At 45.8% G+C, this 22,314-nt stretch carries 15 protein-coding genes; 4 read left to right on the top strand and 11 right to left on the bottom strand.

The annotated features are described in order from the left end of the window. Positions 1 to 118: 118 nt before the first annotated feature. Together ftsH and PMG25_RS08835 are read right to left on the bottom strand one after the other, a co-directional pair. Positions 119 to 1,984, bottom strand: coding sequence for an ATP-dependent zinc metalloprotease FtsH (ftsH, locus tag PMG25_RS08840; RefSeq protein ID WP_283766532.1), 1,866 nt, complete (start codon positions 1,982 to 1,984; stop codon positions 119 to 121). Between the two features lie 15 nt (positions 1,985 to 1,999). Beyond that, positions 2,000 to 2,812 carry a hypothetical protein gene (locus PMG25_RS08835; RefSeq protein WP_283766531.1) on the bottom strand — a complete coding sequence of 271 codons (813 nt, stop codon included), beginning with the start codon at positions 2,810 to 2,812 and terminating at the stop codon, positions 2,000 to 2,002. 92 nt (positions 2,813 to 2,904) lie between these two features. On the opposite strand from PMG25_RS08835, the gene PMG25_RS08830 reads away from it, so the two are divergent. Next, positions 2,905 to 3,279 carry a hypothetical protein gene (locus PMG25_RS08830; RefSeq protein WP_283766530.1) on the top strand — a complete coding sequence of 125 codons (375 nt, stop codon included), beginning with the start codon at positions 2,905 to 2,907 and terminating at the stop codon, positions 3,277 to 3,279. Positions 3,280 to 3,539: 260 nt separating this feature from the next. On the opposite strand, the gene PMG25_RS08825 is transcribed toward PMG25_RS08830, so the two are convergent. Then, positions 3,540 to 5,549 (bottom strand): response regulator, encoded by a 2,010-nt coding sequence (locus PMG25_RS08825; protein WP_283766529.1) that lies wholly within the window; start codon positions 5,547 to 5,549, stop codon positions 3,540 to 3,542. Positions 5,550 to 5,712: 163 nt separating this feature from the next. On the opposite strand from PMG25_RS08825, the gene PMG25_RS08820 reads away from it, so the two are divergent. Next, a complete protein-coding gene (locus PMG25_RS08820; protein WP_283766528.1) occupies positions 5,713 to 8,481 on the top strand; it encodes an ATP-binding protein in 2,769 nt (922 codons plus the stop codon). On the opposite strand, the gene PMG25_RS08815 is transcribed toward PMG25_RS08820, so the two are convergent. The 4 genes from PMG25_RS08815 to PMG25_RS08800 form a co-directional block, all read right to left on the bottom strand. Continuing rightward, positions 8,429 to 9,574 carry an ATP-binding protein gene (locus PMG25_RS08815; protein ID WP_283766527.1) on the bottom strand — a complete coding sequence of 382 codons (1,146 nt, stop codon included), beginning with the start codon at positions 9,572 to 9,574 and terminating at the stop codon, positions 8,429 to 8,431. The two genes, PMG25_RS08820 and PMG25_RS08815, sit on opposite strands and share 53 nt — an antisense overlap. Next, complete coding sequence (locus tag PMG25_RS08810; RefSeq protein WP_283766526.1) at positions 9,571 to 12,498, bottom strand: response regulator; 2,928 nt, start codon at positions 12,496 to 12,498, stop codon at positions 9,571 to 9,573. Before PMG25_RS08810 ends, PMG25_RS08815 begins: the two co-directional genes overlap by 4 nt. Positions 12,499 to 12,738: 240 nt before the next feature. Then, positions 12,739 to 15,768 (bottom strand): ATP-binding protein, encoded by a 3,030-nt coding sequence (locus tag PMG25_RS08805; RefSeq protein WP_283766525.1) that lies wholly within the window; start codon positions 15,766 to 15,768, stop codon positions 12,739 to 12,741. A 68-nt stretch (positions 15,769 to 15,836) separates the two neighbouring features. Then, complete coding sequence (locus tag PMG25_RS08800) at positions 15,837 to 17,093, bottom strand: branched-chain amino acid ABC transporter substrate-binding protein (protein ID WP_283766524.1); 1,257 nt, start codon at positions 17,091 to 17,093, stop codon at positions 15,837 to 15,839. A 38-nt stretch (positions 17,094 to 17,131) separates the two neighbouring features. Here PMG25_RS08800 and PMG25_RS08795 point away from each other — a divergent pair, with 38 nt between their 5' ends. Then, positions 17,132 to 18,397 (top strand): pentapeptide repeat-containing protein, encoded by a 1,266-nt coding sequence (locus tag PMG25_RS08795; RefSeq protein WP_283766523.1) that lies wholly within the window; start codon positions 17,132 to 17,134, stop codon positions 18,395 to 18,397. Between the two features lie 242 nt (positions 18,398 to 18,639). On the opposite strand, the gene PMG25_RS08790 is transcribed toward PMG25_RS08795, so the two are convergent. Beyond that, complete coding sequence (locus tag PMG25_RS08790; protein WP_283766522.1) at positions 18,640 to 18,981, bottom strand: histidine triad nucleotide-binding protein; 342 nt, start codon at positions 18,979 to 18,981, stop codon at positions 18,640 to 18,642. A gap of 103 nt (positions 18,982 to 19,084) precedes the next feature. Continuing rightward, the gene (locus PMG25_RS08785) at positions 19,085 to 20,248 is read right to left on the bottom strand and encodes a hypothetical protein (RefSeq protein ID WP_283766521.1); all 1,164 of its coding nucleotides are present in this window, start codon (positions 20,246 to 20,248) and stop codon (positions 19,085 to 19,087) included. A 228-nt stretch (positions 20,249 to 20,476) separates the two neighbouring features. On the opposite strand from PMG25_RS08785, the gene PMG25_RS08780 reads away from it, so the two are divergent. Further along, the gene (locus tag PMG25_RS08780) at positions 20,477 to 21,382 is read left to right on the top strand and encodes a S66 peptidase family protein (protein WP_283766520.1); all 906 of its coding nucleotides are present in this window, start codon (positions 20,477 to 20,479) and stop codon (positions 21,380 to 21,382) included. Between the two features lie 118 nt (positions 21,383 to 21,500). Here PMG25_RS08780 and rbp read toward each other — a convergent pair whose 3' ends face one another. Beyond that, complete coding sequence (rbp, locus tag PMG25_RS08775; RefSeq protein ID WP_283766519.1) at positions 21,501 to 21,770, bottom strand: RNA-binding regulator; 270 nt, start codon at positions 21,768 to 21,770, stop codon at positions 21,501 to 21,503. 171 nt (positions 21,771 to 21,941) lie between these two features. Continuing rightward, entirely contained in the window at positions 21,942 to 22,292 is a 351-nt protein-coding gene (locus tag PMG25_RS08770) for a tRNA-binding protein (protein ID WP_283766518.1), read from the bottom strand. Positions 22,293 to 22,314: the final 22 nt, after the last annotated feature.

The raw sequence follows: 22,314 nt of genomic DNA, 5'->3' as shown, positions 1-22,314 counted from the left end.
GCTAATGAATTAGCGTAGTTTCTAGCGAACGAATCGCACTATTCCCTATTCCCTATTCCCTATTCCCTATTCCCTATTCCCTAGCGCGTTCATGTCCGCGAAGCGGAAAGCGCTATATCTACGATCGCGAAGAAACGGGACTGACCTGATCGAGCCAAATTTGCAGTTGCTCCCCTTCTAAGACTTCGGTTTGTAAGAGTTCTTGGGTCATTTTTTCCATCAGGTCTTGATTGTGGGACAAAATGCTAAAGGCTTTTTCGTATCCTTGTTCGACGATTTCTTTGACTTCGCGATCGATGGTTTGGGCGGTGTCGTCGCTCATCATGCGGCGAGTATTTCCACTGCCATTGCCGAGGAAGTTACCAGAGGAGAGTTTTTGATAGGCTAGGGGGCCTAATACTTTGCTCATGCCGTAGGTGGTGACCATTTGTTCGGCGAGGTTGGTGGCTCGTTGTAGATCGTCGGAGGCTCCGGTGGATATGGTGTTGAAAATGAGTTCTTCGGCTGCTCGTCCGCCGAGTAACATGGCTATTTGGTCGCGCAGTTCCCATTCTTCCATCAGGAAGCGGTCTTCGGTGGGCAGTTTGAGGGTGTAGCCGAGGGCGGATAAGCCACGGGGAACGATGGAGATTTTGGCGACTTTGCTGCCTCCGGGCATTAAGGCTCCGACCAAAGCATGGCCGACTTCATGGTAGGCGACTCGTTTTTTCTCGCGATCGCTCAATACGCGGCTCTTTTTCTCTAGTCCGGCAATGACGCGCTCGATCGCCTCCTTAAAATCGGCTTGGGATACGGTTTCCCTGTGGTTCCGAGCAGCGAGTAGTGCAGCTTCATTCACCAGGTTGGCTAGATCTGCGCCGGCAAATCCGGGGGTTTGGGTGGCGATCGCCTTCAAATCAACATCTTCTCCGAGCTTGACTTTCTTAGCATAAATTTCTAAAATTGTCAACCGTCCCGCTAAATCCGGTCGGTCTACCAGCACTTGGCGATCGAAGCGTCCGGGGCGCAACAGGGCAGCATCCAGGGCTTCCGGGCGGTTGGTTGCCGCCAAAACAATCACCGTGGCATCCCCGACCCCAAACCCGTCCATTTCCGTCAAAAGCTGGTTTAGGGTTTGCTCCCGTTCATCATTCGAGCCACTTTGCCCCGCGCCACTACTGCGGGATTTACCGATCGCATCCAATTCATCGATGAAGATAATACAGGGGGCTTTCTTTTTCGCCTGTTCAAACAAATCCCTCACCCGTGCGGCTCCCGTGCCCACAAACAGCTCCACAAACTCCGAAGCCGAGATGCTAAAAAAGGAAACTTTGGCTTCTCCGGCGACAGCTTTGGCTAAAAGCGTTTTTCCGGTTCCTGGAGGGCCGACTAATAATACCCCTTTAGGAATTCTCGCGCCAATGGTCTTGAAGCGATCGGGACTTTTGAGAAACTCCACAATTTCCGCTAATTCAACTTTCGCTTCTTCGACTCCAGCCACATCCGCAAACGTGATTTTTCCCGCTTCTCCTTCCACATAAATCTTGGCTTTACTCTTACTAATGGCCAGAGATTGGGAATTGCCCCGATTGAGGAAAAACTGAAACGCGACGACCAAAATAATCGGCGGAATTACCCAATTCAAAAGCACAGCAAACCAGGTATTCGTTGGCGGTGGAGCCGCTTGAAACAGAACCCCATTGGCTTCCAAGCGATTAACTAATTCCGGGTCAAAGACGGGAGTGGTTGAGAGTAAGGGGCCGAGTTCTTCTGCACCATTTTCCGACTTCAGGCGATAGCGAATTTCTTTCGATCCAATTTGCACACCAGAAATCTGATTATTCTTGACTTGGGACAAAAATTCACTGTAGGGAACCGTAGGCAGTTTTGGCCGTAGAAATTGAGGGAGAATATAGTTAACGGCCAAAATCACCCCAGAGACCCCCACTAAAATCCAACCGATTTGTTGCGGTCGAGGTAATTTGGGTTTTTTCTTAATACTCATTACTCATTACTCCAGTTAAGGGTTAGGAGGTGTAGGAAAATAGAAGAGCTTCCATTCTCCTTGCACTTGGCCAAATTGGATTTGGGGGTCTAGGGGAGAATAGATATAACGATTATAAATATAACCAGCTTCTCCACTGGGTAACCAGATGGCAGTCCATCCATCTAGGGGACTGGCAAGGGTGTCGGGGGTTGTCTCTGATAGGGAAGAATTACGGGTTAAGACTTCGTTAGAGGCAACAGAAATAGCTTCGCTGTCGATATCGGGCCCAGATCGCACATTCACCCCCGATCCGACGACAACGACCTGATTCTTTTCCCAGTTTAGTCTAGGTTGGGGCGAGTCGGCCGAGGGGGGATAGGCTTGCAGCAGTTCAGATTGGACGGGGGGACAAGTCCACAGGGAGGTAAAGGGATCGATGTTAGTATCGGTAGAATTCTCTTCGATAATACATCCGAGAGCGATCGCCTTTTCCAACTCTTCCCACAGCCTGACCTCTCCCATTTTCTCCCATAATGGACTCTCTTCTGGCAGCAAGTCCATGATAAACACTCGATCTCGGTTCGCGACTGCATGACGAAAGTCCCGACGAAAGCGATCGAATTCGCTTCCCGGTTCTACCTCATCTGTGTCCAACAGGTTTAATGGACGGATTTCTGAAGGGATCTCCATCGATGCAGTAGGGGAAAGGGAAGCAGGAGTTGGAGAAGGTCGAGACACTGGGGAAGCATTGACAACCGGGCGACTGTGCCAAAATAGGGCAAAGCTGGCTCCTCCTAGAGTTGCCGTTACTAGAGTCATGAACAATAGGCTGTAAAGGTTATTCATCTTCTCCTTAAAGGCGATCGGTTCCTCTTGTCATAACTTTAAAGTAGATTGCGTTTTTTATGGAAAGCAAACCAGTTTCGAGGATGAACGATATGAGACAAACTTGGATTATCTACAAGAGTAGTGATGCAGATGCTTTGGGATGGGAAGAGCGGCAACTTTTACCATCAGGAAGTTTAACCAGTATTCTGGCTGAAGAGTGGCATTATTCCAGCAGTGTAGAAATTCCCAAAGTGGGCGATCGCGTTAGAGAGTATATGAATGTCAGCGATCCGGGTAATGGTGTAACTCACGGACGTGAGGGTGAATGGAAGGTGGTACAGGTTTGCCAATTTGCCAGCTTTGATACGGATGAACGAATTGTGATCTGTTACTGCCAGTATCAACCGATTGATGGTCAATGGGAAGAATTGCAGAGGGGTACTGCTGTTGAGGAGCTACTGGAAACCTCACACCAGAAAGTTTAATATCAATTAACAATTACAGTGCTTCGCGCTAGGCAAGAGGCAAAAGGCAAAAGGCAAAAGCTTGTATGGCTTAGATGCTTACTCATTACTCATATCAAGTCCGAATAATCAGCTACAATATGTCATTGCGAATGGAACGTGCATGTCGGCGACAGCCGAAAGTGGAATGAAGCAATCTCAGCAATATCGGGAGATTTGGCGATTGCTTCCCTCCGGTCGCAATGACAACTGTTTAGCCGGACATAATATCACTAGGGCCTCTAGCCCCCGTTTTTTCGGGCTAAATTCATGGCTCGTTCTGCTTTCTGACAGAGTTGCTCTAATTCTTGACCGTGATCTGGAAATTGGGCAGAGCCGCTACTGAGGGTAATTTTAATCGGTCTTAAACTCCTGATATCGATCTGATCCACTTGGGTGAGGATTTGCTGGATTAATCGCTCGGTTTGTCGGGGATTGATTCCGGGAACGGCTAATAAAAATTGATCGTTGCCCCATCGGGTAATTAGGGTTTCTGGGGGGACTTGTTCCCGTAAAATTTGGGCAATATTTTGCAGGACGCGATCGCCTAATCGATAGCCTCCCTGTTGATTAATCTGCCCAAAGCGATCCACATCCAATAGGATCACAGCTAGGGATTGGCGATCTTGATGGCATCTTTCGAGCTGATGTTCGAGTTGGCTCCAAGCCGGATAGCGGCGAATCACTTGGGTTAATTCATCCTCTGGATCGATCTGGGGAGACAGGTTTAAACGAGAGTGAAGCAGTTGATATCGTTCTAGACGGTTTAAGATGCGGGTGACTAATTCGGGATCGGTTGCGGTTTTATTCACATAATCATCTGCCCCCAGAGAATACAGACGATTCACGGTTTCTGGGTCGTTGTAGCTGGTTAAAAAGAGAATGGGTAAGCTATTCCAATCGGGATCGTTACGAACGGCTTCACACAACTCTAGGCCGGTGATATCGGGCATATCGATATCTAAAATCAGCAGATGGGGCTGGACTTGCTTTAGGGTTTGCCAAAAGTTATTGGGGTCTCCCAAAGGGGTAATGTCAATGCCCCAGGGAGGGAGGCAGGTGGTGAGGCGTTTGTGAATTAAGGGGTCATCGTCTACAGCAAGGACAACTAAGGGAGCGGGAAGATCCGAGTCCTGGCGATCGGGGAGATCGCCAGATCTGCCTTCCTGCTGTTGTGGTGGTACAGGGGTTTCTTGCTCAGGAGATACGATCAGGGCTTGCAGTTGTGCCAGATGCGATCGCAACTCGCTCCCCTGATGGCTATAGTCCTCGGATAGGAACATCATTTCCATTGAGCGAGCCAGTTCTGAGCCTTGGGGATAGCCAAACATCCCCAAAGATCCCACTAATTTGTGGGCTGCGCTTCTTGCATCCTCACGCATCTGTTCTGAGAGTTGCCCCTGTTCTAAGCCAGCGATCGCATCCTCTAGCAGGGCTAACCGCTCTAGGATCGGCCCCTTAAATGAGTCCCATAATTCGGCGATCGCCGCCTGAGTTTCAGCTTCTGGAGTCTCTAGTTTCTGCGGTGCGGGTTCTGGGGACACAGGAGTGACAGGAATTTCCTCCTCTGGATCTTTAGGGGGTAAGGCTTTTAGGCGATAACCCATGCCATAAATGGTTTCAATCAGTCCTTCTGCTCCCACACCTTTTAACTTGCGTCGCAGACGCTTCACATGGGCCCGCACCGTTTCTTCCCCTGGACTATCGGGAAATGCCCATAAATAATCTAAAATACTACTACTACTAAAAATTCTTTGGGGATGGCGTAAAAATAATTCTAGTAAACTATATTCCTTTGCTGAGAGAGAAAGAGGTTGTTTCTGATAGATGACCTCACAGGTTTTCGGATTTAAGGATAAGTCTCCCCAAATTAAAATCGATTGTGCATAGCTTTGCCGACGGCGCATGACTGCCCGAATGCGGGCGTTCAGCTCTTCTAGGGTGCAGGGTTTAACGACATAATCATCGGCTCCAGCATCGAGTCCCTTAACCTTATCCGTACTCTGGTGTTTCGCAGTTAATAAAATAATTGCCCCTTGGTATCCCTCTTGTCGTAAACGCCGACATAGATTCAATCCATCGAGTTTGGGGAGATCGATATCTAATAAAATTAGATCGTAGGTGAGAGCATCAGCATATTCCCAGCCCAGTTGTCCATCATCGGCAATGTCAACCACATGATGTTGGTGCGTTAAGGCTTTCTTGAGCATGGGCGCTAAAATTGGGTCATCTTCGGTGACTAAAATTCTCATGGTTATCGGTTATTCGCGGTTAGGCTCTGAAAAGAGGGGGGATGCAAAGGGGATCGTTGAGGCGATCGCCTCTCGTCTGAACCGATTACCCCATAAATTGATATTCAGAGTTTAAATCTAATTTTCACACATTCTTGCTGCGCCTACGATCCCAGCTTTGTTAATGCCCATCTACAACTGTGTTGATGCCAAGGACATTCTCATGATGAGAGACGATCGCACTGATAACCCCCAGAATAGAGAGGTTCAACCCCGCCTGATTTTAATTAGCCATCAGCCCACCAAAGCAGAGCGTTTAGAAAATCAATTGATTCAGCTTGGATATGCAGTTGAGAGCTTTGTAGATGAGGAATGGGCGATCGCCTCCAGGAAGTTACCCGATTTAATTTTAATTCAATCCGATTGCCCTTATTATTGGCAGCAGGTCGATCAACGTCTGAAGTCTGACCCGAAAACCTACTCGGTTCCATTGATAGTGTTCACCCAAGGGGAGGTAGCGCTCAATCGGGTTCAATCCTTAGCCCGACAGGGTTTGAGATTGGTTTGCTCTTCTAATTTGGCCGATCTTGTCAGTGCGATTGAAGGGCAACTCGCTGACACTCGCCTGCGGTCTCAATACAGGGAAGAGTCCGATTATATTCTACCCTCGACTGAATGTTATGTTTGGCAACAGCCGATCGCCGCTTCTGTGTCTTCAGAGCGTTTGCTCTCCGATAATTCCCTCCTCTTAGGACTCCAGGAGATTGCCCATTTTGGCAGTTGGGAATGGCAACGTCAGCAGGACAACACTCTCACTCAGGAAATTTTAGGCTCTCAGGAGAGTTATCGCATTTTGGGACTTACTCCCCAACGGTTAACCTATACTCAAATCCTTAAACGAGTTCATTCTAAGTATCGTCGGGAGTTTCATCAGCGCATTCAAGAGGCGATCGCCGAAGGTGTGCCCCAAGATTGGGAAATCTCGCTCTATAGTGGCGATTATAGAGGCGATCGCCAGGAGAGACACCTGCGCTATTGTGAGCTGCGAGTACAGCCGATTTTAAGCAGGGATGGAACAGTTAAAGGTTTATTTGGCATTGTCTTTGATATTAGCGATCGCAAACTCTTAGAACAAAAAATCCAGACCTCAGAAATGGAAATGCGCTCCGTTTTTGGAGCCATGGGGGATATTGTCTTAGTTCTCGATCGCGCCGGAGAAACCATCAAAATGATTCCCACCGCTCCCGCTTTGGGAGAGGGAGTCGAGCAAATTTCGGAAACCATCAATCAAATCATCTATGGAGAGCAACGGGAAACCCTCTGCGAACAGTTACAGCAGGTCGTAAGCCAGCAAATTACCCTGACCTTCGATTATGCCCTGGAGATGGAAGACTCTAAGGTTTGGTTTTCGGCGACCTTATCCCCCATGCCAGAGGATCAGGTGATTTGGATTGCTCGGAATATTACCCAACGCAAGCATGTAGAATTAGAGCGCGATTTGGCCCTAGAACAGGCCCAAAAAGCCAATCGAGCCAAAAGTCAATTTCTAGCCAATATGAGCCATGAGTTAAGAACGCCCTTGAATGGAATTTTAGGGTTTACTCAGGTACTACTCCGAGATGAATTTTTGTCCCCAGATTATCAGAGAGCGCTCAATACGATTTATCACAGTGGAGAACATTTATTAGGGCTGATTAATAATATTTTAGATTTATCTAAGGTAGAAGCCGGTTATATCCATATCAATTCTACGCCCATTAATCTAGAGGTTTTCTTAGATACTTTGCATCAGATGTTAAATTTGAAAGCAGAGGAAAAACAACTCAGATTTGAAGTTAAAAAAATCACTGAGTTTCCCCAAGGTATACAAACGGATGAGGGGAAGTTACGGCAAATTTTGATTAATTTAATTGGCAATGCGATTAAATTTACCTCTCGTGGACAGGTGATCTTACGAGTGGGCTATTTGGAGCGAGAAGACAAACTTCCTCTCTTAACGTTTGAGGTGGAAGATACGGGGCCGGGAATTACCCCTGCCGAACTTGAGTTATTGTTTCAACCCTTTCAACAAACGTCGTCAGGTTTAGCGTCTCAAGAGGGAACCGGTTTAGGGCTGTCCATTAGTCATAAGTTTGTGGAGTTATTGGGAGGTGAGTTGACCGTATCGAGTCAGGTGAATCAAGGGAGCGTGTTTAAGTTTCAGATTCCCGTAGAACTAGAGTATTTACCTCAGATTGCAGGGTATCAAGAGTATCGTCAGGTGAAGGGGTTAGCCCCCAATCAACCGTCTTATCGTATTTTGGTAGTGGAAGACCGCTTAGACGATCGTCAATGGTTGGTGCAGTTACTGGAGATGGTGGGGTTTGAAGTTGAGAGTGCGGCTGATGGCCAAAAGGCGATCGCCCAATGGCAGAATTTTCATCCCCACCTGATTTTGATGGATTTGCGAATGCCTAATCAGTCAGGATATCCAACCATTGAACAAATGCGTGCCATGAGCCAAGGGGAGTCCATACCCATTATCGCCATGACAGCTATGGTCTTTGAAAATGAAGAGCAGTTAAACTCTCAAATTAGTTACGATCGCCTACTTTATAAACCCCTTCAAGGATCGATTCTTTTCTCTACAATTGCTGATTTTTTACCCCTAGAATATACCTATGAAGATTCATTGACCATGAGCCTCCTTTCTGAACCTATAAATCCGGAAACAGTCGATCTGAGTGTTTTACAAACCATGCCCAAATCCTGGTTAGCAGAGATCTATTATGCGACCATTACCCTTGACGATCAAAGAATTCTCGAACTGATTCAAGATTTGCCAGCCGATCGGGTGGAGACGATCGAGTTCATTAAGCAAAAATTAAATGGTTTTGATTTTGAGAGTTTACTCGATCGACTTACTCCCCTACTTCCTGAATCGGCTCGTTATTCTCAGACATCAGAAGAGTAAAATAAAAGGAGGTTCCCAGATCGACTTCGGATTTAAACCAAATTTTGCCCCCATGATTCTCCGCAATTTTGCGGCAAGTGGCTAATCCAATTCCATGGCCGCTATATTGTTTCGCATCATGAAAGCGTTTAAAGACTTGAAAGACTTCTCCGGTTTTTTCTGGAGGGATGCCGATACCATTATCTTTGACACTAATTAAGCATTTGGTTTTACGGATTACGGCTTTGATTTGGATTTCTGATTGGCGATCGGGAGGGGTAAACTTAATAGCGTTGTTAATTAAGTTTTGAAACAGTTGAATAAGCTGGACTTCATTGCCTTGAACTGTGGGTAATGAGGAGCAAGTAATCTTTACATTTCCTTGGGTGATGGCGCTGGCTAAGTTTTCTTTGACTTGCTCGATCACTTGATTACAATCGATGGGTTCTAAGGTGATTTTCTCCTGACCCATTTTAGCATAGGTGAGCAAATCTTGAATCAGTCGCTTCATGCGATCGCCGGCACTAACAATGCTTTGTAAATTGCTAGATTCTTCCGGTTCTAATTTATCTTTTAAGGTGATCTCTAGGATGCGAGCAAATCCTAAAATACTTTGTACCGGTTGCTGCAAATCGTGGGAGACCACCGAAGTGAATTTCTCTAATTCCTGATTGGCCTGAATCAGTTTTTCATTATTTTCGATTAATTGTTGTTGCAAGGAGCGAATTTGTAAATGATTCTTCACCCGAGCCAAAACTTCGGCATTCTTAAAGGGTTTGGTAATGTAGTCTGCACCGCCTAACTGGAAGGCTTTGACCTTATCCCAAGTATCATCGGACGCACTAATAAAAATAATGGGAATATCACAGGTCTTACTGTCATTTTTCAACAGTTTACAGACTTCATAGCCATCCATTTCTGGCATTCTGATATCTAATAAAATCAAGTCTGGCAAACAACTATAAATGGAATCTATGGCTGATTTGCCACTCAAGGCTTTACGGACATCATAGCCCATACCGCTTAAAATATCGGATAATAATCGCACATTAACCACATTATCATCAATCACTAGAATTTCGGCATGATTGACCAGTTGAGTTTGAGGGTTCATAATAATTCTTGAGAATGGGAAACAGTTTCGACAAGCTCCAAAATCTGATCGAATTGAAAGTTATTCGACCAACGTTCTAAAATATCAGCCACATCCTGGTCTTGAGAAGGCAGGGATTGAATTAAATCTAAGAGTTCTATATCCGATCCTCTGCGAGCAGCTTGGGATACCCGATCGATCCAATCGGGAGGCATTTGGCTGAGTTTTTGTTGCAAGCGATCTGAACCGTTCTCAAAATTAGGATTAGCATCAGAATGCCTGTCTTCTACAGTAGAAAGAGGGGTTAACTCTGGAGCAATCTGAGGAGAGGTTAATTCTTGGGCATATTGGTAACGAACTCCTAAATGTTTGGCCATTTTTTTCCACACCGTTTCTTCTTGAATGGGTTGCTTCATGTAGTCATCCCACCCAGCCGCACTCAGGTCGCTGGTGCGATTAGAGGTAAATTGAGGAATCAGAGCAATTAGCACGGTCTCCTCCCCTTTGGGTGTGGAGCGAATGGTTTCAGTAATGGTCTGGCTTTCGATCGCCGGGCTATGAATATCCATCAAGATGACATGGGGAAACCAGGTTTCCCATAGGGGGATAACGTCTTGACTTTGAGTCACTTCACGCACTTGAAATCCAACAGATTGCAGCAGATTGACTAGGTGTTGTCGGCTGGCCCAGCGATCTTCAACTACTAATATACGATAGTTCGGTTGATTCGGAGCCAGTCCAACGACGGCAGAAGAACAGTTCGGCTCGCTAGTATTTAAACTCTGGTCAAGTATTAAGGGAATTTCAAAGCTAAAGCGAGACCCCTGGTTGATTTGGCTTCTGACTTCAATGTGTCCTCCCATTAAGTTTACCAGTCTTTGACTCAGGGCTAGACCGAGGCCGGTTCCGTCTTGAGAGGGGGCATTGGAGAAGGGATTAAATAGGGTGGAGAGGACTTCGGAATCCATGCCAATGCCGGTATCTTCAACCTCGAAGCGAATATGGGAGGGAGAAGATACCCGTAGGGTAATGGTTCCTGAGTTGGTAAATTTAATGCTGTTGTCGAGGAGATTAATCAGCACTTGCCAGAGTTTGCCTTCATCGGTTTGCACGATTGCCGGGGTAGGGTCTGCCAGAATGAGTTGAAAGGTGAGTCCTTTGGCGATCGCTCTGGCTTCTATAATTTCGGTGAGGGAGTTGAGAAAATGAGACAAGTCAAATTGCTTGGGATAGAGTTTGATCTGTCCCGATTCGAGTTGGGACATATCTAAGACATCGTTGATTAATCTGAGCAGATGCTCGCCACTGTTGTGAATAATATTGATGTAGTCTTGGACTCCAGGGTTGAGGGTCTCATCCTGTTGCAGAATTTGGCTAAAGCCTAAAATTGCGTTGAGGGGGGTTCTGAGTTCATGGGTCATTTTAGCTAAGAACTCACTTTTGGCTTCATTGGCCGCTTCAGCGAGATCTTTGGCTTGGGCAAGTTCTTGGGATTGGCGTTGGGCTGATGCTAGAAGTTTGGCTTGTTGGAGCGTGATGCCCAGTTGTTCGCCAATTTCGAGGACAAAATGGATTTCGCTGTCTGTCCAGAAGCGGGGACTCCCGTTTTGATAGCAGGCTAAGAGACCCCAGAGTTGGGTTTCGGTGAACAGGGGAACGGTGAGATAGGCGCTTGCTTGGAATTGCCGCAGGAGGTCGAGATAGCAGGTGTTGAATCCTGCTTGTTCGATGTCGGGCACACAGAAATAGGAGGTTGAATGGTCATAGCGTCTGCTGCGGTTGTTTTGGAAGTAGGTATCAGTGAAGCGCTGAGGGTCTTGGTTGTAGAGGTTGACAAAACAGCGATCGCTCTCTACAGATCTAGAGGCGTTGCTGATGATCGATTGCCAGCCTTTGCCCACGGATTCGGCCACAAATTGCCCGCTCCAGTCAGCATTAAAGCGAAAGATACCCACACGATCGCACTGTAGAGTGTTGCGGATATCTTGGGTGATGGAGCGGAACACTTGTTCGATATCTAGGGTACTTCGCATCCGATCTACAACTTGTCGGGTCGCTTTTTCTAGTTTTATTTTTTCTTGCAGTTCCGTTAACACTTGGTTGCGCTCGGCTTCTATGGTTTGCCGTTCGGTGATATCGTTGAACAGGCAAAGAACATAAAAGTTCGCTTGCAAATTAAGCAATTCTGCCGAGATAAGAACGCTGCGAACTTCTGAGGTTTTGGTGAGAATTTCCAGGGGGTAGTTTTGGATGCGCTGCGATCGCTTCAGTTCGGCTAAGAGGCTATCGCGCTGGCTGGCATTGGCCCATAAGTTGAGCGATCGAGGATTTTGACCGATGGTCTCTGCCTTAGAATAGCCGGTAATATCGAGGAAGGCTTGATTGAGATCAATAAACTCTCCCTTGGGATATTTGGCGATCGCCATCGGATAAGGACTGAGTAAAAATGCCTTAGAAAACTTTTCTTCTGATTCCTGTAGCGCATTTTTCGTTTTTTCTTGCTGCTCGATTTCGTGTTGTAATTGGCTATTTTGATCCAGCAGTTGCTGTTCTAAACTCCGAATCTTTAATTGGTGCTTGATTCTCACCAAGACTTCCTCAATCTGAAACGGTTTGGTAATATAGTCACATCCTCCGACTTCAAAGGCTCGGATCAAATCAATCGGATCGTCTAAGGCACTAATAAAAATTACCGGAATATGGGCAATCCTAGAGTTCTCTTTTAAGCGCTGACACACTTGATACCCATCCAGGTCAGGCATTCTAATATCGAGCAAGATCAGATCCGGTGGAGCAGCTTGAATGCTAATCAGAGCCATCTTACTGTTTTTCACCCCACGGGTTTTATAGCCCGCCTGTTTCAGAGCGCTACAGAGAACATGCAGGTTATTGAGGGAATCATCAATGATTAAAATTTGCGGACGATGAGACTTTAAGATGACCATCTTAATAATTCTTTATACATAGCTTGTATTCTTTAGATATTCCAGGGGTATAGAAATGGGTTCAGAAAATCTAATAGAACACCCAACCAGGCGACTTGATTTATTACCATTGTATGAAAATGGTCTGCACTTGTCTAGCACTACAGATAAATCTACGAGTTTTTTCTGAAAAACGTCTCCGCATCTTCTGTGGTTTATGTTTTTTTGTTACATTGACATCAATGGTTTTATGGAATTACCTTAAGCTGAATTTTCTACCTTTTGGAAAAAATCCTCTAACAGAACCCGAATCTCTTCAATCGCAAACTCATCTAATAATTCTGACGTATAACGGACAAAGGCATAATAGTCCTCATCCAGTTCACCCAAGCGCTTAATCTCATTTTCCATATCCTCAATATCACCAATTCGTGCTGAGTGATAGAGCTTTTCTAGTTCTGACTTCGGCGGAAATGTCATCGGCACTAAACTACTATTTTTTGCTTGATCTATGGGATAATCTAAATGATCTAACTCCTGATTTTCCGCGTAAATCCAAGTTAAATTCAAGTGTTTTTTCAAGCTTGACAGCAACACATCAGTATCAATCGGTTTAGCAATAAAATCATTACAATCCAGTCCTTGATTACTTTCTGCTTCTAAACCCGAAATACTGGCACTAGAGATAATGATTGGAATATGTTTCAACTCATGTAAATGCCGCAAAATCTGAGTTAGTTCCAAGCCATCCATGACTGGCATAAAAATATCGGTAATAATTAAATCTGGTTTAACTTTTTTCGCTTCTTTAAGACCTTCTTGCCCATCCGTTGCCTCAATCACAACAAATCCAAGAGAATTGAGCAAATTGACCACTAAAGACCGATGATCCCAACGATCGTCAATCACTAAAATAGTGCGTCTTCTTCCCAAATACCCCGTCACTAAGTGTTCCTGAATTGAACACTCTGCGGGAGTTTGATCTTCAGCTAATAAACACTGAATTTCAAAGAAAAAACGACTGCCTTCATTAGGGACACTCGCAACTTGCAATTGACCCCCCATGAGTTGCACAATATTTTGACTAATGGCTAATCCTAATCCCGTTCCTTCAGACATCCGAGACTTATCTCCCGCTTGCTCAAAGGGAGAAAATATTTTTTCTAGTTGTTCTGGGGTAATGCCAATTCCGGTATCTTCTACCTGAAAGCGAATCTTAGCGAATTGTTGACCGTCTTTAGAGATTGAATCTAAGACATTGACCTCGAAGGTAATTTCTCCAGTATCAGTAAATTTAATAGCATTGCCAATCAAATTAATTAAGACTTGGCGCAAGCGCTTGGGATCGACAATAATAGTTTTCGGAAGCTGGGGAGAATAAATACTTTTAAACCCTAATTTTTTCTGATGCGCTTTAATTTTACAAATGGATGTCACACCATCGAGAAAATAGCTTAATTCTAAAGGTTCTTCATCCAACTCAATCTTTCTCGATTCAATCTTAGCCATATCGAGAATATCATTAATCAGAGTCAGTAAGTGAGAGCCACATTCATGAATTACCTCTACCCCTTTACGATCTTCTCCTTCCAATGTTTTTGATCGTTTTAAGATTTGGGTATAGCCTAAAATTCCATTAAGGGGAGTGCGAAGTTCATGACTCATGCTCGACAAAAATTCGGTTTTGGCTTGGTTGGCACTATCAGCCTCTTGCTTGGCCTGTTGCAAGGCAATTTCAATCTCTTTGCGATCCGTAATATTTTGCAAGGTTCCTTTTAACTTAACCCCCTGATCTTCAACTTGAAAAGGTTGACCAATGACACGCACCCAAATTAAGTCACCTGAATCAGGGATTAAAGGGAGTTCTAAATCAAAGTCGGTTAAATGAGCGATCGCCTCATCAATTTTTTGTTTGAGTTTTATTTTATACTTTTCCTCAAAAAAGGATAACATTCCCTCTAAAGTCGGTACATACTCAGGTTCAACTTGATGAATCTGGTAAACCTCCTGAGTCCAAATCAACTGTTGAGTCTGGGGATTAAATTCCCATCCTCCTAACTGACCAATTTTTTGGGTTTCATTGAGCAAGGCTTCACTTTTACGAATGGCCACTGTTTTTTCTGCGACCTGTTGCTCCAAATCATTGACTAAAGTTTGCAGTTGGCTGGCCATTTGATTAAATCCTGCTGCCAATTCCCCTAATTCATCTTCCGATTCTATGGATAAACGATGGTCAAGCGATCCTTGCTTAAGCTGGTTCACACCTTGGGTCAATTTCAGAATTCTTTGAGTAATTCCATTTTTGAACAGTCGCGCCACAATTCCGATAAAGAATAATCCAAACAGGGCAGACGACAATAAGATAAAATAGATTAACTGACTCGCTTTTCCGACTTTGTTTTCCGCTTTAATCACTTCTTCATTGGTCAAAGTAATCAGTTGCCCAGAAATTTCATCAATGGTTTGGGCTTGTAAATCAAAATCACGAAATCTGGATTCAATTGAAGTGTTGACTTGTACCAGTTTTTCAGCAGTATATCTATAGGATTCTAGCAGATTAAACAGTTCAACTTTTTGTTCCGTATTAATGCTCTCGTCTTCTGATATTCCGTTCTGTAATTCAAGCAAAAGATTAAAAGCCGACTGCATATAAGGCCGCTGTCGGGTAATCAAATACTCTTTTTCCGCCAAGCGTAAGGCTTGATATTGTTCTCGCCATTGAATATCCAGAGACTGAATAGCTTTTCTGCCTTGGCGACCTAAATCATCTAATTGGACTTGTAATCCCGTTTCATCCTCAGCTAATTGAGTGACTAATTCAACCGCTTCGATAAACGTATCTTCATAGCGCTGGGCCGAAGATACAAACAACTTGAGATCCACATCAGTTTGCTTGAGAGAAGGGCTGACCTGGGGTTGCTCAATTAGGGTTTTAAACTCACTGGTTAACTGGACAACTCGATCGATACTCTCAACTGCTTTTTGGGCGTACAGTTCTTTGGCTTGATTAAATCCAATTTCTGGATAGCGTAAGAAAAAGTCCCGTTGATGGGTGCGAGCTTCTTGCAAATGGCGATCCATCTCTAAAACTAATCGTTGCAGCTCCACGCTAATGGCAATATCTTCTTTGGCTTGACCCTGAACAATGGTCAGGGCAATATAACTGTTGATAGAAACGAGAATAATTAAGCCAAACAAACCACCAAAACCAGTGGAAAACTTGGTGGTAATACTTAACCGATTCCACCATTGCTGAAGTCTTCTAAATTGAGTGAAGATCGCCGGTTTCATAAAAAGTTCGGATCGAAACGAATGGACGGTAACAGTATCAGGAGGACACGAACTATACCAGTTGTCTTCTAGGGATTGGGTTGATAGAGATAAACTCGATTCGCATTCAATCCCTCTAGGCCAGCAGCCGGATCGTTCAATTGAAGGATGCTAAACTGGCCAGAGGCGCAATCGCCAAACTGATTACAGCTTAAAGTCCCTGTAACTCCAGGAAAATCAGAGATCTTATACAAAGCGTCTCGCAGGGCTTGACGGCCGATTTGGAGTGTACCATTGGGCGATCGCACCGCCACTGTCGCGATCGCCTCTAACACCATATTAGCTGCATCATAGGCAAAACTATAATAAGGATGTTCTGGAGGGTAACCATATTCACCTTCATAGGCTTGTTTGAGTTCGTCTAAAGCCTCCCGATCGGGCCAAGCAAAAGTAACAAAATATAATCCTACCCCATCTTCACCGATCGCCCTTAACACCGGATCGCTTTGCAGAGAGTCTCCGGTAATTAAAATTAAATTCGATAAATTCGGCATCTGCCTCAATTGGCTCAGTAACTCCGTCGCTTCTGCGGGGAAAAGGGGCATAAACAAAAGTTGGCTCTCAGAAGCAGCAATTGACCTTAAAATCGGCTTCATATTGCGATCGCCCTTATTCACTGCCCCCCTTAAAACCACCTCACCTCCCAATTCACGAAACGCCTCTTCAAAAGACTGACTTAAGCCCTCGGTAAAAGCATCCCCATCATTAAGCGTAGCTGCCCTGTTCACCCCCAACTGTTCAATAGCAAATTGAGCCGCCACTTCCCCCACCTTCGCCCCATTATAGGCAGTGCGGAAATACCCCACAGACCAATCACTGGCTGCTTCTGAAGCGATCGCGGTTAAGGAAGGGGCCGTATTCGTGGCTGAAACCATCACCCGTCCCGCTTCCGACAAAATTTGACTCGCTTCAGTAGCCGCATTAGAACAGGTTGTACCCCATACAGCAATTATCTGGGGATTGGCAGCCAATTTCAAAGCGCCATTGGCTCCCCCTTCCTCACTACAGAGTTCATCCTCGGTATGCAAAACTAAGGGATGACCCAATAATTGGGTATTCCGTTCTTTGATAGCCAACTCAATGCTATTTAACTGGGTCTTGCCAACCGGGGTCATATTGCCACTCAAGCTTTGCAGTACCCCCAACTCAATGGGTTCATCGGGGCCAACCGTGACACATCCTAACCGGTCTGTACATTCGGGGAGGTTGGAGCCACAAGCCGATAATCCTAGGATACCCAAGAGCATCAACAGATCACGAATTGTCCACTTATTTTTCAGTATCATGTCTGAAGACTGCCCGCTATCTCTTTCTTAAGGATGGCATGTCCTTCACGATCCTTGCTAAGGTTTTCTGTATGATGCCCGATCGCCCTGTGTCATCGTCTTCTCCCCTTCCCCCTAGTCCCCCAGGGAAACCCCGTCATTCCCTCGAAAAACCGCCCTCAACTCTAGAGCCTTCAGAGTTTAATCCAGAGCGTTGGTCAAGTAAACCGCCCCCATCTGGGGATTGGATTATGGTGGTGGCGATCGCCGTCATGTTTGTGGGATTATCCCTGAATAATCTCTGGATAGGAATGTCTGGAGCAGGGGTTGCCTTTGCGATCGCCCTACGGTTAGTCTGGCCCACATTAGCGGGAACCCTTAAAGATCTTACGCCTCGACAGCGATCGCAGTTAATCGGATTTATCGGTTTATTTATTTCCCTAGCCGGCTTACTCAACTATTTAGGACTCTATCGCGCCATTAGTAACTGGCTCAATCAAGTCAAATGGGACGAATTTGGCTCTTGGGCCGAATGGGTAGGCGCTGTCGGACAAATCATGATCGCCATTTTAGCCGTTTACATTTCCTGGCGACAATATGTGATCTCCAAAGACTTAACCATTCAGCAAAATACCATTACCCAACAACAAACCATTGATGCCTTCTTTCAGGGCATTTCCGAACTTGCCTTAGATGATGAAGGCATGTTAGAAGATTGGCCCCAAGAGCGCTGTTTTGCCGAAGGTCGCACTGCCGCCATTCTCAGCAGCGTCAATGCAGCCGGAAAAGCCAAAGTAATTCGCTTTTTGTCCCAATCTAATCTCCTGACTCCCTTACGCCGGGATTATCATTTAGGGCGACCCATTTTTGATGGGCGAGGCGGATATCAGGAAGATCGGCTCAATGGGATTCGGGTGATTAATTTGGGCGTGATGTTAGCTGGAGCCAATTTAGTCAGGACTGACCTACGATGGACGGATTTAAGCGAGGCCTATTTAGTCCGCACCGATCTCAGAAATGCCGATTTAACCAAAGCCAATTTATCCCGAACGGTGTTATATCAAGCCAACTTAGCGGGAGCCGACTTAAAGGGCACGCGGTTCTTTTATGGCTCTGCTCAAACAGCTACTCCCCGCGATCGCCAGCACCCTCCCAACTATAAAACTGGAGAACATACCGGCGCAGTCGTCGAAAATGTAGACTTTTCTGGCGTTCAAGAACTCTCAGACGAACAGCGCCATTATTGCTGTTCTTGGTGTGGTGAAGCATCGCGACAAACCATTCCCGGAGGCTGTGAAGGAATTCCCAATCTATTAGGACGATAGACAATTAACAATTAACAATTAACAATTACAGCGCTTTGCGCTGTTATGGTGTACAGTCTTAAAGGCTCAAAGCCATGTACCACAACCCTATTCCCCATTCCCCATTCCCCATTCCCCATTCCCCATTCCCTATTCCCTAGCGCAAAGCGCTATATTGTCCGTTGCTAAGAGAGATTTCTTTCTCCCCTTCTCCCGTGGGAGAAGGCTTGCCCTGAGCGAAGGGGGCTGGGGGATGAGGGCAACTAACCCGGAGGCCAAGCCAGTGACCGTCCTCCGAGGATATGCAGGTGGAGATGATCGACCGTTTGCCCTCCGTCTTCTCCAGTATTAATGACAACGCGATATCCTTGGGTCAGCCCCGCTTGCTCTGCTACCCGTTTAACAGTGAGTAACAAATGACCCATCAAGGCATGATCTTCAGATTCAGCATTAGCTAATTTGGGAATCGGCTTTTTGGGAATCACCAGAATGTGAGTGGGAGCTTGGGGAGAAATATCGTTAAAGGCTAGACAAAGGTCATCTTCATAGACAATATCCGCCGGAATTTCCTTACGGATAATTTTACTAAAAATGGTTTCGCTCATAGATCAAAAGGCGATAAACTGAATTGTCTTAATCATAAAGCAAAAGACTTTTTCTGACCAATTCTAGCCCTAGACCCTAGGGAATCGAAAAGCGGTTCATAATTCACAATCGGTTGAGGATAAATCGGCGGATAATTTCGGTGATTTCTGTCGTCATGCGAGCATCAATTTCTATGGCTTCTTGATTTTCTCGCTCGGTTTGATCCGGGTTATTTAAGGCTCTTGCGCCTCGTAGGGTTAACGTCAAAGCGTTGAGTTGATTTTGATGTTCAAATTGTACAAAGCCGGTGTAAGTCATTTCCGTGCGTCTACGGGATGAACTATAACCAAAGCCCATTTTGGAGAGAATAATGGGGTTTTGGATGTCTATCCCTAATGTATGAATGGCTAGATCGACAAATCGAGCAGTATCTTTCCCTAAACAGGAGGTCAATAGCTGGAGTTTACCGGACTCTAATCCTGGAATTTGGGCCGCTTCAGGGAGATGATGATGCCAACCGACTAGGGACAAGATCCGAGTTAGGACATAGGCAGGAATGAGGTTTTCTCCCGGTTGGGTACGGCGAGATTTGAGTTCATTAACGGCTGAAAGTCGCACGTTATGCAGATCGACAATTTGGGGTGTGGGGGTAAAGGGAGCTTCTCCATAGAGACCTTGGAAATTGAGATCCCTGTGTCCAGTGAGGTCTTTGACCCATTGTTCTAATCCCAAATAGGTTTGGAAACATTTGAGGGTAGCGGCGATCGCATTAGAACTGCAATATTTTTCCTGATAGGTTACCAGATCCTCTAAAATACCTTCAAAAGGATAGTAGGCGTGGCGATCGCCAATTTCTAATCCCTCTAACGCTCCCGTCAGTTGCGTTAGGGTATTGAGAAGGGGAAAAATTTTAGTGGAACTCCAAAACTGTACCTTTTCAAGGGCGTTTCTGCCTAACCACCGCCCTTGAAACTGGCCGTCATGCCATCCCCCCACGCAAATACAGGCATTCTTAATATCTGGATGGAGGAAATCTAGGGCTTGTTCATCAATAATGCTCGGTAGCTCGCCGACTAGGGGATAATCTTGGCCACCCATCGCAGATAACTGAGGGGCTTGTTTGAGGCGATCGCCATACTCCGGAATCTGATCGGCATAGGGGGAGCGATCGATTCCCCTATCCAGAACGGCCAAACGCTCAGAGTGATATCCCGCCTCTTGTTCCCAGAACTGGGCATACCACTGATCCCTGCGATCGCTCAACCACTCAGAATCGGAGTTAGTCATAAAAGCTGGGTTAGATAGATATTTCATATCATACCCCAACAGGTGAAGAGATCGATGAGGGGTCTGATCTCCTTCCGGATATCATCAAAATCAGAGAGTATACAGAAATGGTAGATGCACCCTGATGAACTCCTCCAGTTGGGGACAACTGGGGGATTACTTTCTTCAAGTTTTCCATCTAACGGTATCCTAGACAAGGTAAATCTTGGTTATCCTGTCTTTAAGATTATGCCCCTGGCTTTAGCACTTCCTCCGCCCCTACAAGTCGGAGATTCATTAACAGTTATTGCTCCGAGTGGCCCATTGACAGAAACGCAGCGTTTTCAAGCCGGTCTGGAGCTATGGCAACAACAAGGGTATCAGGTCAAAGTGGATGAGAGAATTTATGACCAATGGGGGTATTTAGCGGGAAAAGATGGCGATCGCCGCGCCCAACTTCTCGACGCTCTCCACGATCCCCATTGTCGCGGCATTTTATGCGTGCGCGGAGGCTACGGAACCACCCGACTCTTAGAACCCTGGATCGAGGATCTCCCTTGGAAAGAATACCCTAAATGGTTAATTGGCTTTTCCGATATTACCGGGTTGTTTTGGAGTCAATTTTACCAAGGGGTGGGCGGAGGACTCCATGCTCCTTTACTGACCACCCTCTCCCAAGAACCCTCATGGTCGCTGGATCGGTTATGGAGTGCTGTCCGTCGAGAACCCCTAGCCCCTCTGCACGGTCAAGGATGGGGAGGGGGGCGCAGGGAAGGAATGTTACTGCCAGGTAATTTAACGGTTGCAACTCATCTACTGGGGACTCCCTTACACCCCAAGGTTAAGGGGGTGATTTTAGCCTGGGAAGATGTGGGAGAAATGCCCTATCGACTGGATCGGATGCTGACCCAGTGGCGGATGAGTGGTCTTTTAAGCCAAGTTAAAGGCATTGCGTTAGGTCGGTTTAGTCAATGCGAACCGCCCCAAGGACGACCGAGTTTAACCGTAGAAGAGGTTTTAGGCGATCGCCTCTCGAACTTAGGACTTCCGATTATCTCAGATTTACCCTTTGGCCATGATGGCGAAAATGGAGCCTTACCCGTTGGGGCTGCGGTCTGCTTAGATGCAGACACAGGAAGGCTGGAGTTTATCTAAAAATCCAGCCCTCAACCTGACGTTAAAAATAGTAATGAAAATCTAAACTCGATCGACTATCTGGCAAGGATCGGGGAGGTTAGCTCAAGCTCAAGAAATTGCCAGACCTGTGTACCTCTTAAAAACTTCTCTTGTTCCCCCTCTCTTCACGAGGTCGAGCTTTATTAACAGTTAATGTGCGACCCATCCACTCAGCTCCATGAAGGGCAGAAATTGCACCTTCTTCTTCTGCCTCACTGGACAACTCTACAAAACCAAATCCCCTCATCCGACCGGTCTCTCGGTCTTTAGGCAGAGTAATTCGTTTAACAGTTCCATAATCTTTGAAGACTTCTTGCATATCTTCTTGCGTAACCTCGAAAGAAAGGTTACCTACATAAATTGACATCGAGACTTTCCTAAATCAAAGCAAACATTGAGAGAATCAGGTTTGGGGGAACAGCCTGTAAATATTCAAACAAATCCACCCCTATCTATTCTCGCCAACCATTTTAGCAGCATCCGATTGATTTTGGGAAGTCCCAACAGCTAAAGGTTTGCCAACCGGCTAGAGGATCGGTTACAAGACTCGTTGACCTAGAGAGACTTGGCGATCGGGCTGAATCAGAACCACATCCTGGTTATCTAATACCACACCTAAAACCAAGACTTCAGACATAAAGTTAGCAATTTGACGAGGGGGAAGATTGACCACAGCTAGAATCAGGCGATCGGGCAATTCCTCCAGAGCATAGAGTTGAGTAATCTGAGCGCTAGATTTCTTAATTCCCAGGGGGCCAAAATCAATCCTTAGCTGGTAGGCTGGTTTTCTTGCTTGGGGAAAAGGCTGGGCGGCAATAATTTTTCCCACCCGGATATCAACTTGGGCAAAATCTTCGTAGGTAATCGAGTCAAGAGTTAAGATAGACAAACCGAGAACGTCCTCATTCTTA

Source organism: Roseofilum capinflatum BLCC-M114, assembly GCF_030068505.1.
Taxonomy (GTDB): domain Bacteria; phylum Cyanobacteriota; class Cyanobacteriia; order Cyanobacteriales; family Desertifilaceae; genus Roseofilum; species Roseofilum capinflatum.
The sequence above is the reverse complement of the archived record's forward strand: the minus strand, read 5'-3'. Positions and strand labels throughout refer to the sequence as shown.

Coding starts and splice junctions, on each gene's coding strand:
- PMG25_RS08810 (WP_283766526.1), bottom strand. CDS start 12,498: ATGGTCATCTTAAAGTCTCATCGTCCGCAAATTTTAATCATTGATGAT.
- PMG25_RS08830 (WP_283766530.1), top strand. CDS start 2,905: ATGAGACAAACTTGGATTATCTACAAGAGTAGTGATGCAGATGCTTTG.
- PMG25_RS08835 (WP_283766531.1), bottom strand. CDS start 2,812: ATGAATAACCTTTACAGCCTATTGTTCATGACTCTAGTAACGGCAACT.
- rbp (WP_283766519.1), bottom strand. CDS start 21,770: ATGTCAATTTATGTAGGTAACCTTTCTTTCGAGGTTACGCAAGAAGAT.
- PMG25_RS08795 (WP_283766523.1), top strand. CDS start 17,132: ATGTCCTTCACGATCCTTGCTAAGGTTTTCTGTATGATGCCCGATCGC.
- PMG25_RS08800 (WP_283766524.1), bottom strand. CDS start 17,093: ATGATACTGAAAAATAAGTGGACAATTCGTGATCTGTTGATGCTCTTG.
- PMG25_RS08815 (WP_283766527.1), bottom strand. CDS start 9,574: ATGAACCCTCAAACTCAACTGGTCAATCATGCCGAAATTCTAGTGATT.
- PMG25_RS08825 (WP_283766529.1), bottom strand. CDS start 5,549: ATGAGAATTTTAGTCACCGAAGATGACCCAATTTTAGCGCCCATGCTC.
- PMG25_RS08790 (WP_283766522.1), bottom strand. CDS start 18,981: ATGAGCGAAACCATTTTTAGTAAAATTATCCGTAAGGAAATTCCGGCG.
- PMG25_RS08820 (WP_283766528.1), top strand. CDS start 5,713: ATGCCCATCTACAACTGTGTTGATGCCAAGGACATTCTCATGATGAGA.
- PMG25_RS08805 (WP_283766525.1), bottom strand. CDS start 15,768: ATGAAACCGGCGATCTTCACTCAATTTAGAAGACTTCAGCAATGGTGG.
- ftsH (WP_283766532.1), bottom strand. CDS start 1,984: ATGAGTATTAAGAAAAAACCCAAATTACCTCGACCGCAACAAATCGGT.
- PMG25_RS08780 (WP_283766520.1), top strand. CDS start 20,477: ATGCCCCTGGCTTTAGCACTTCCTCCGCCCCTACAAGTCGGAGATTCA.
- PMG25_RS08785 (WP_283766521.1), bottom strand. CDS start 20,248: ATGACTAACTCCGATTCTGAGTGGTTGAGCGATCGCAGGGATCAGTGG.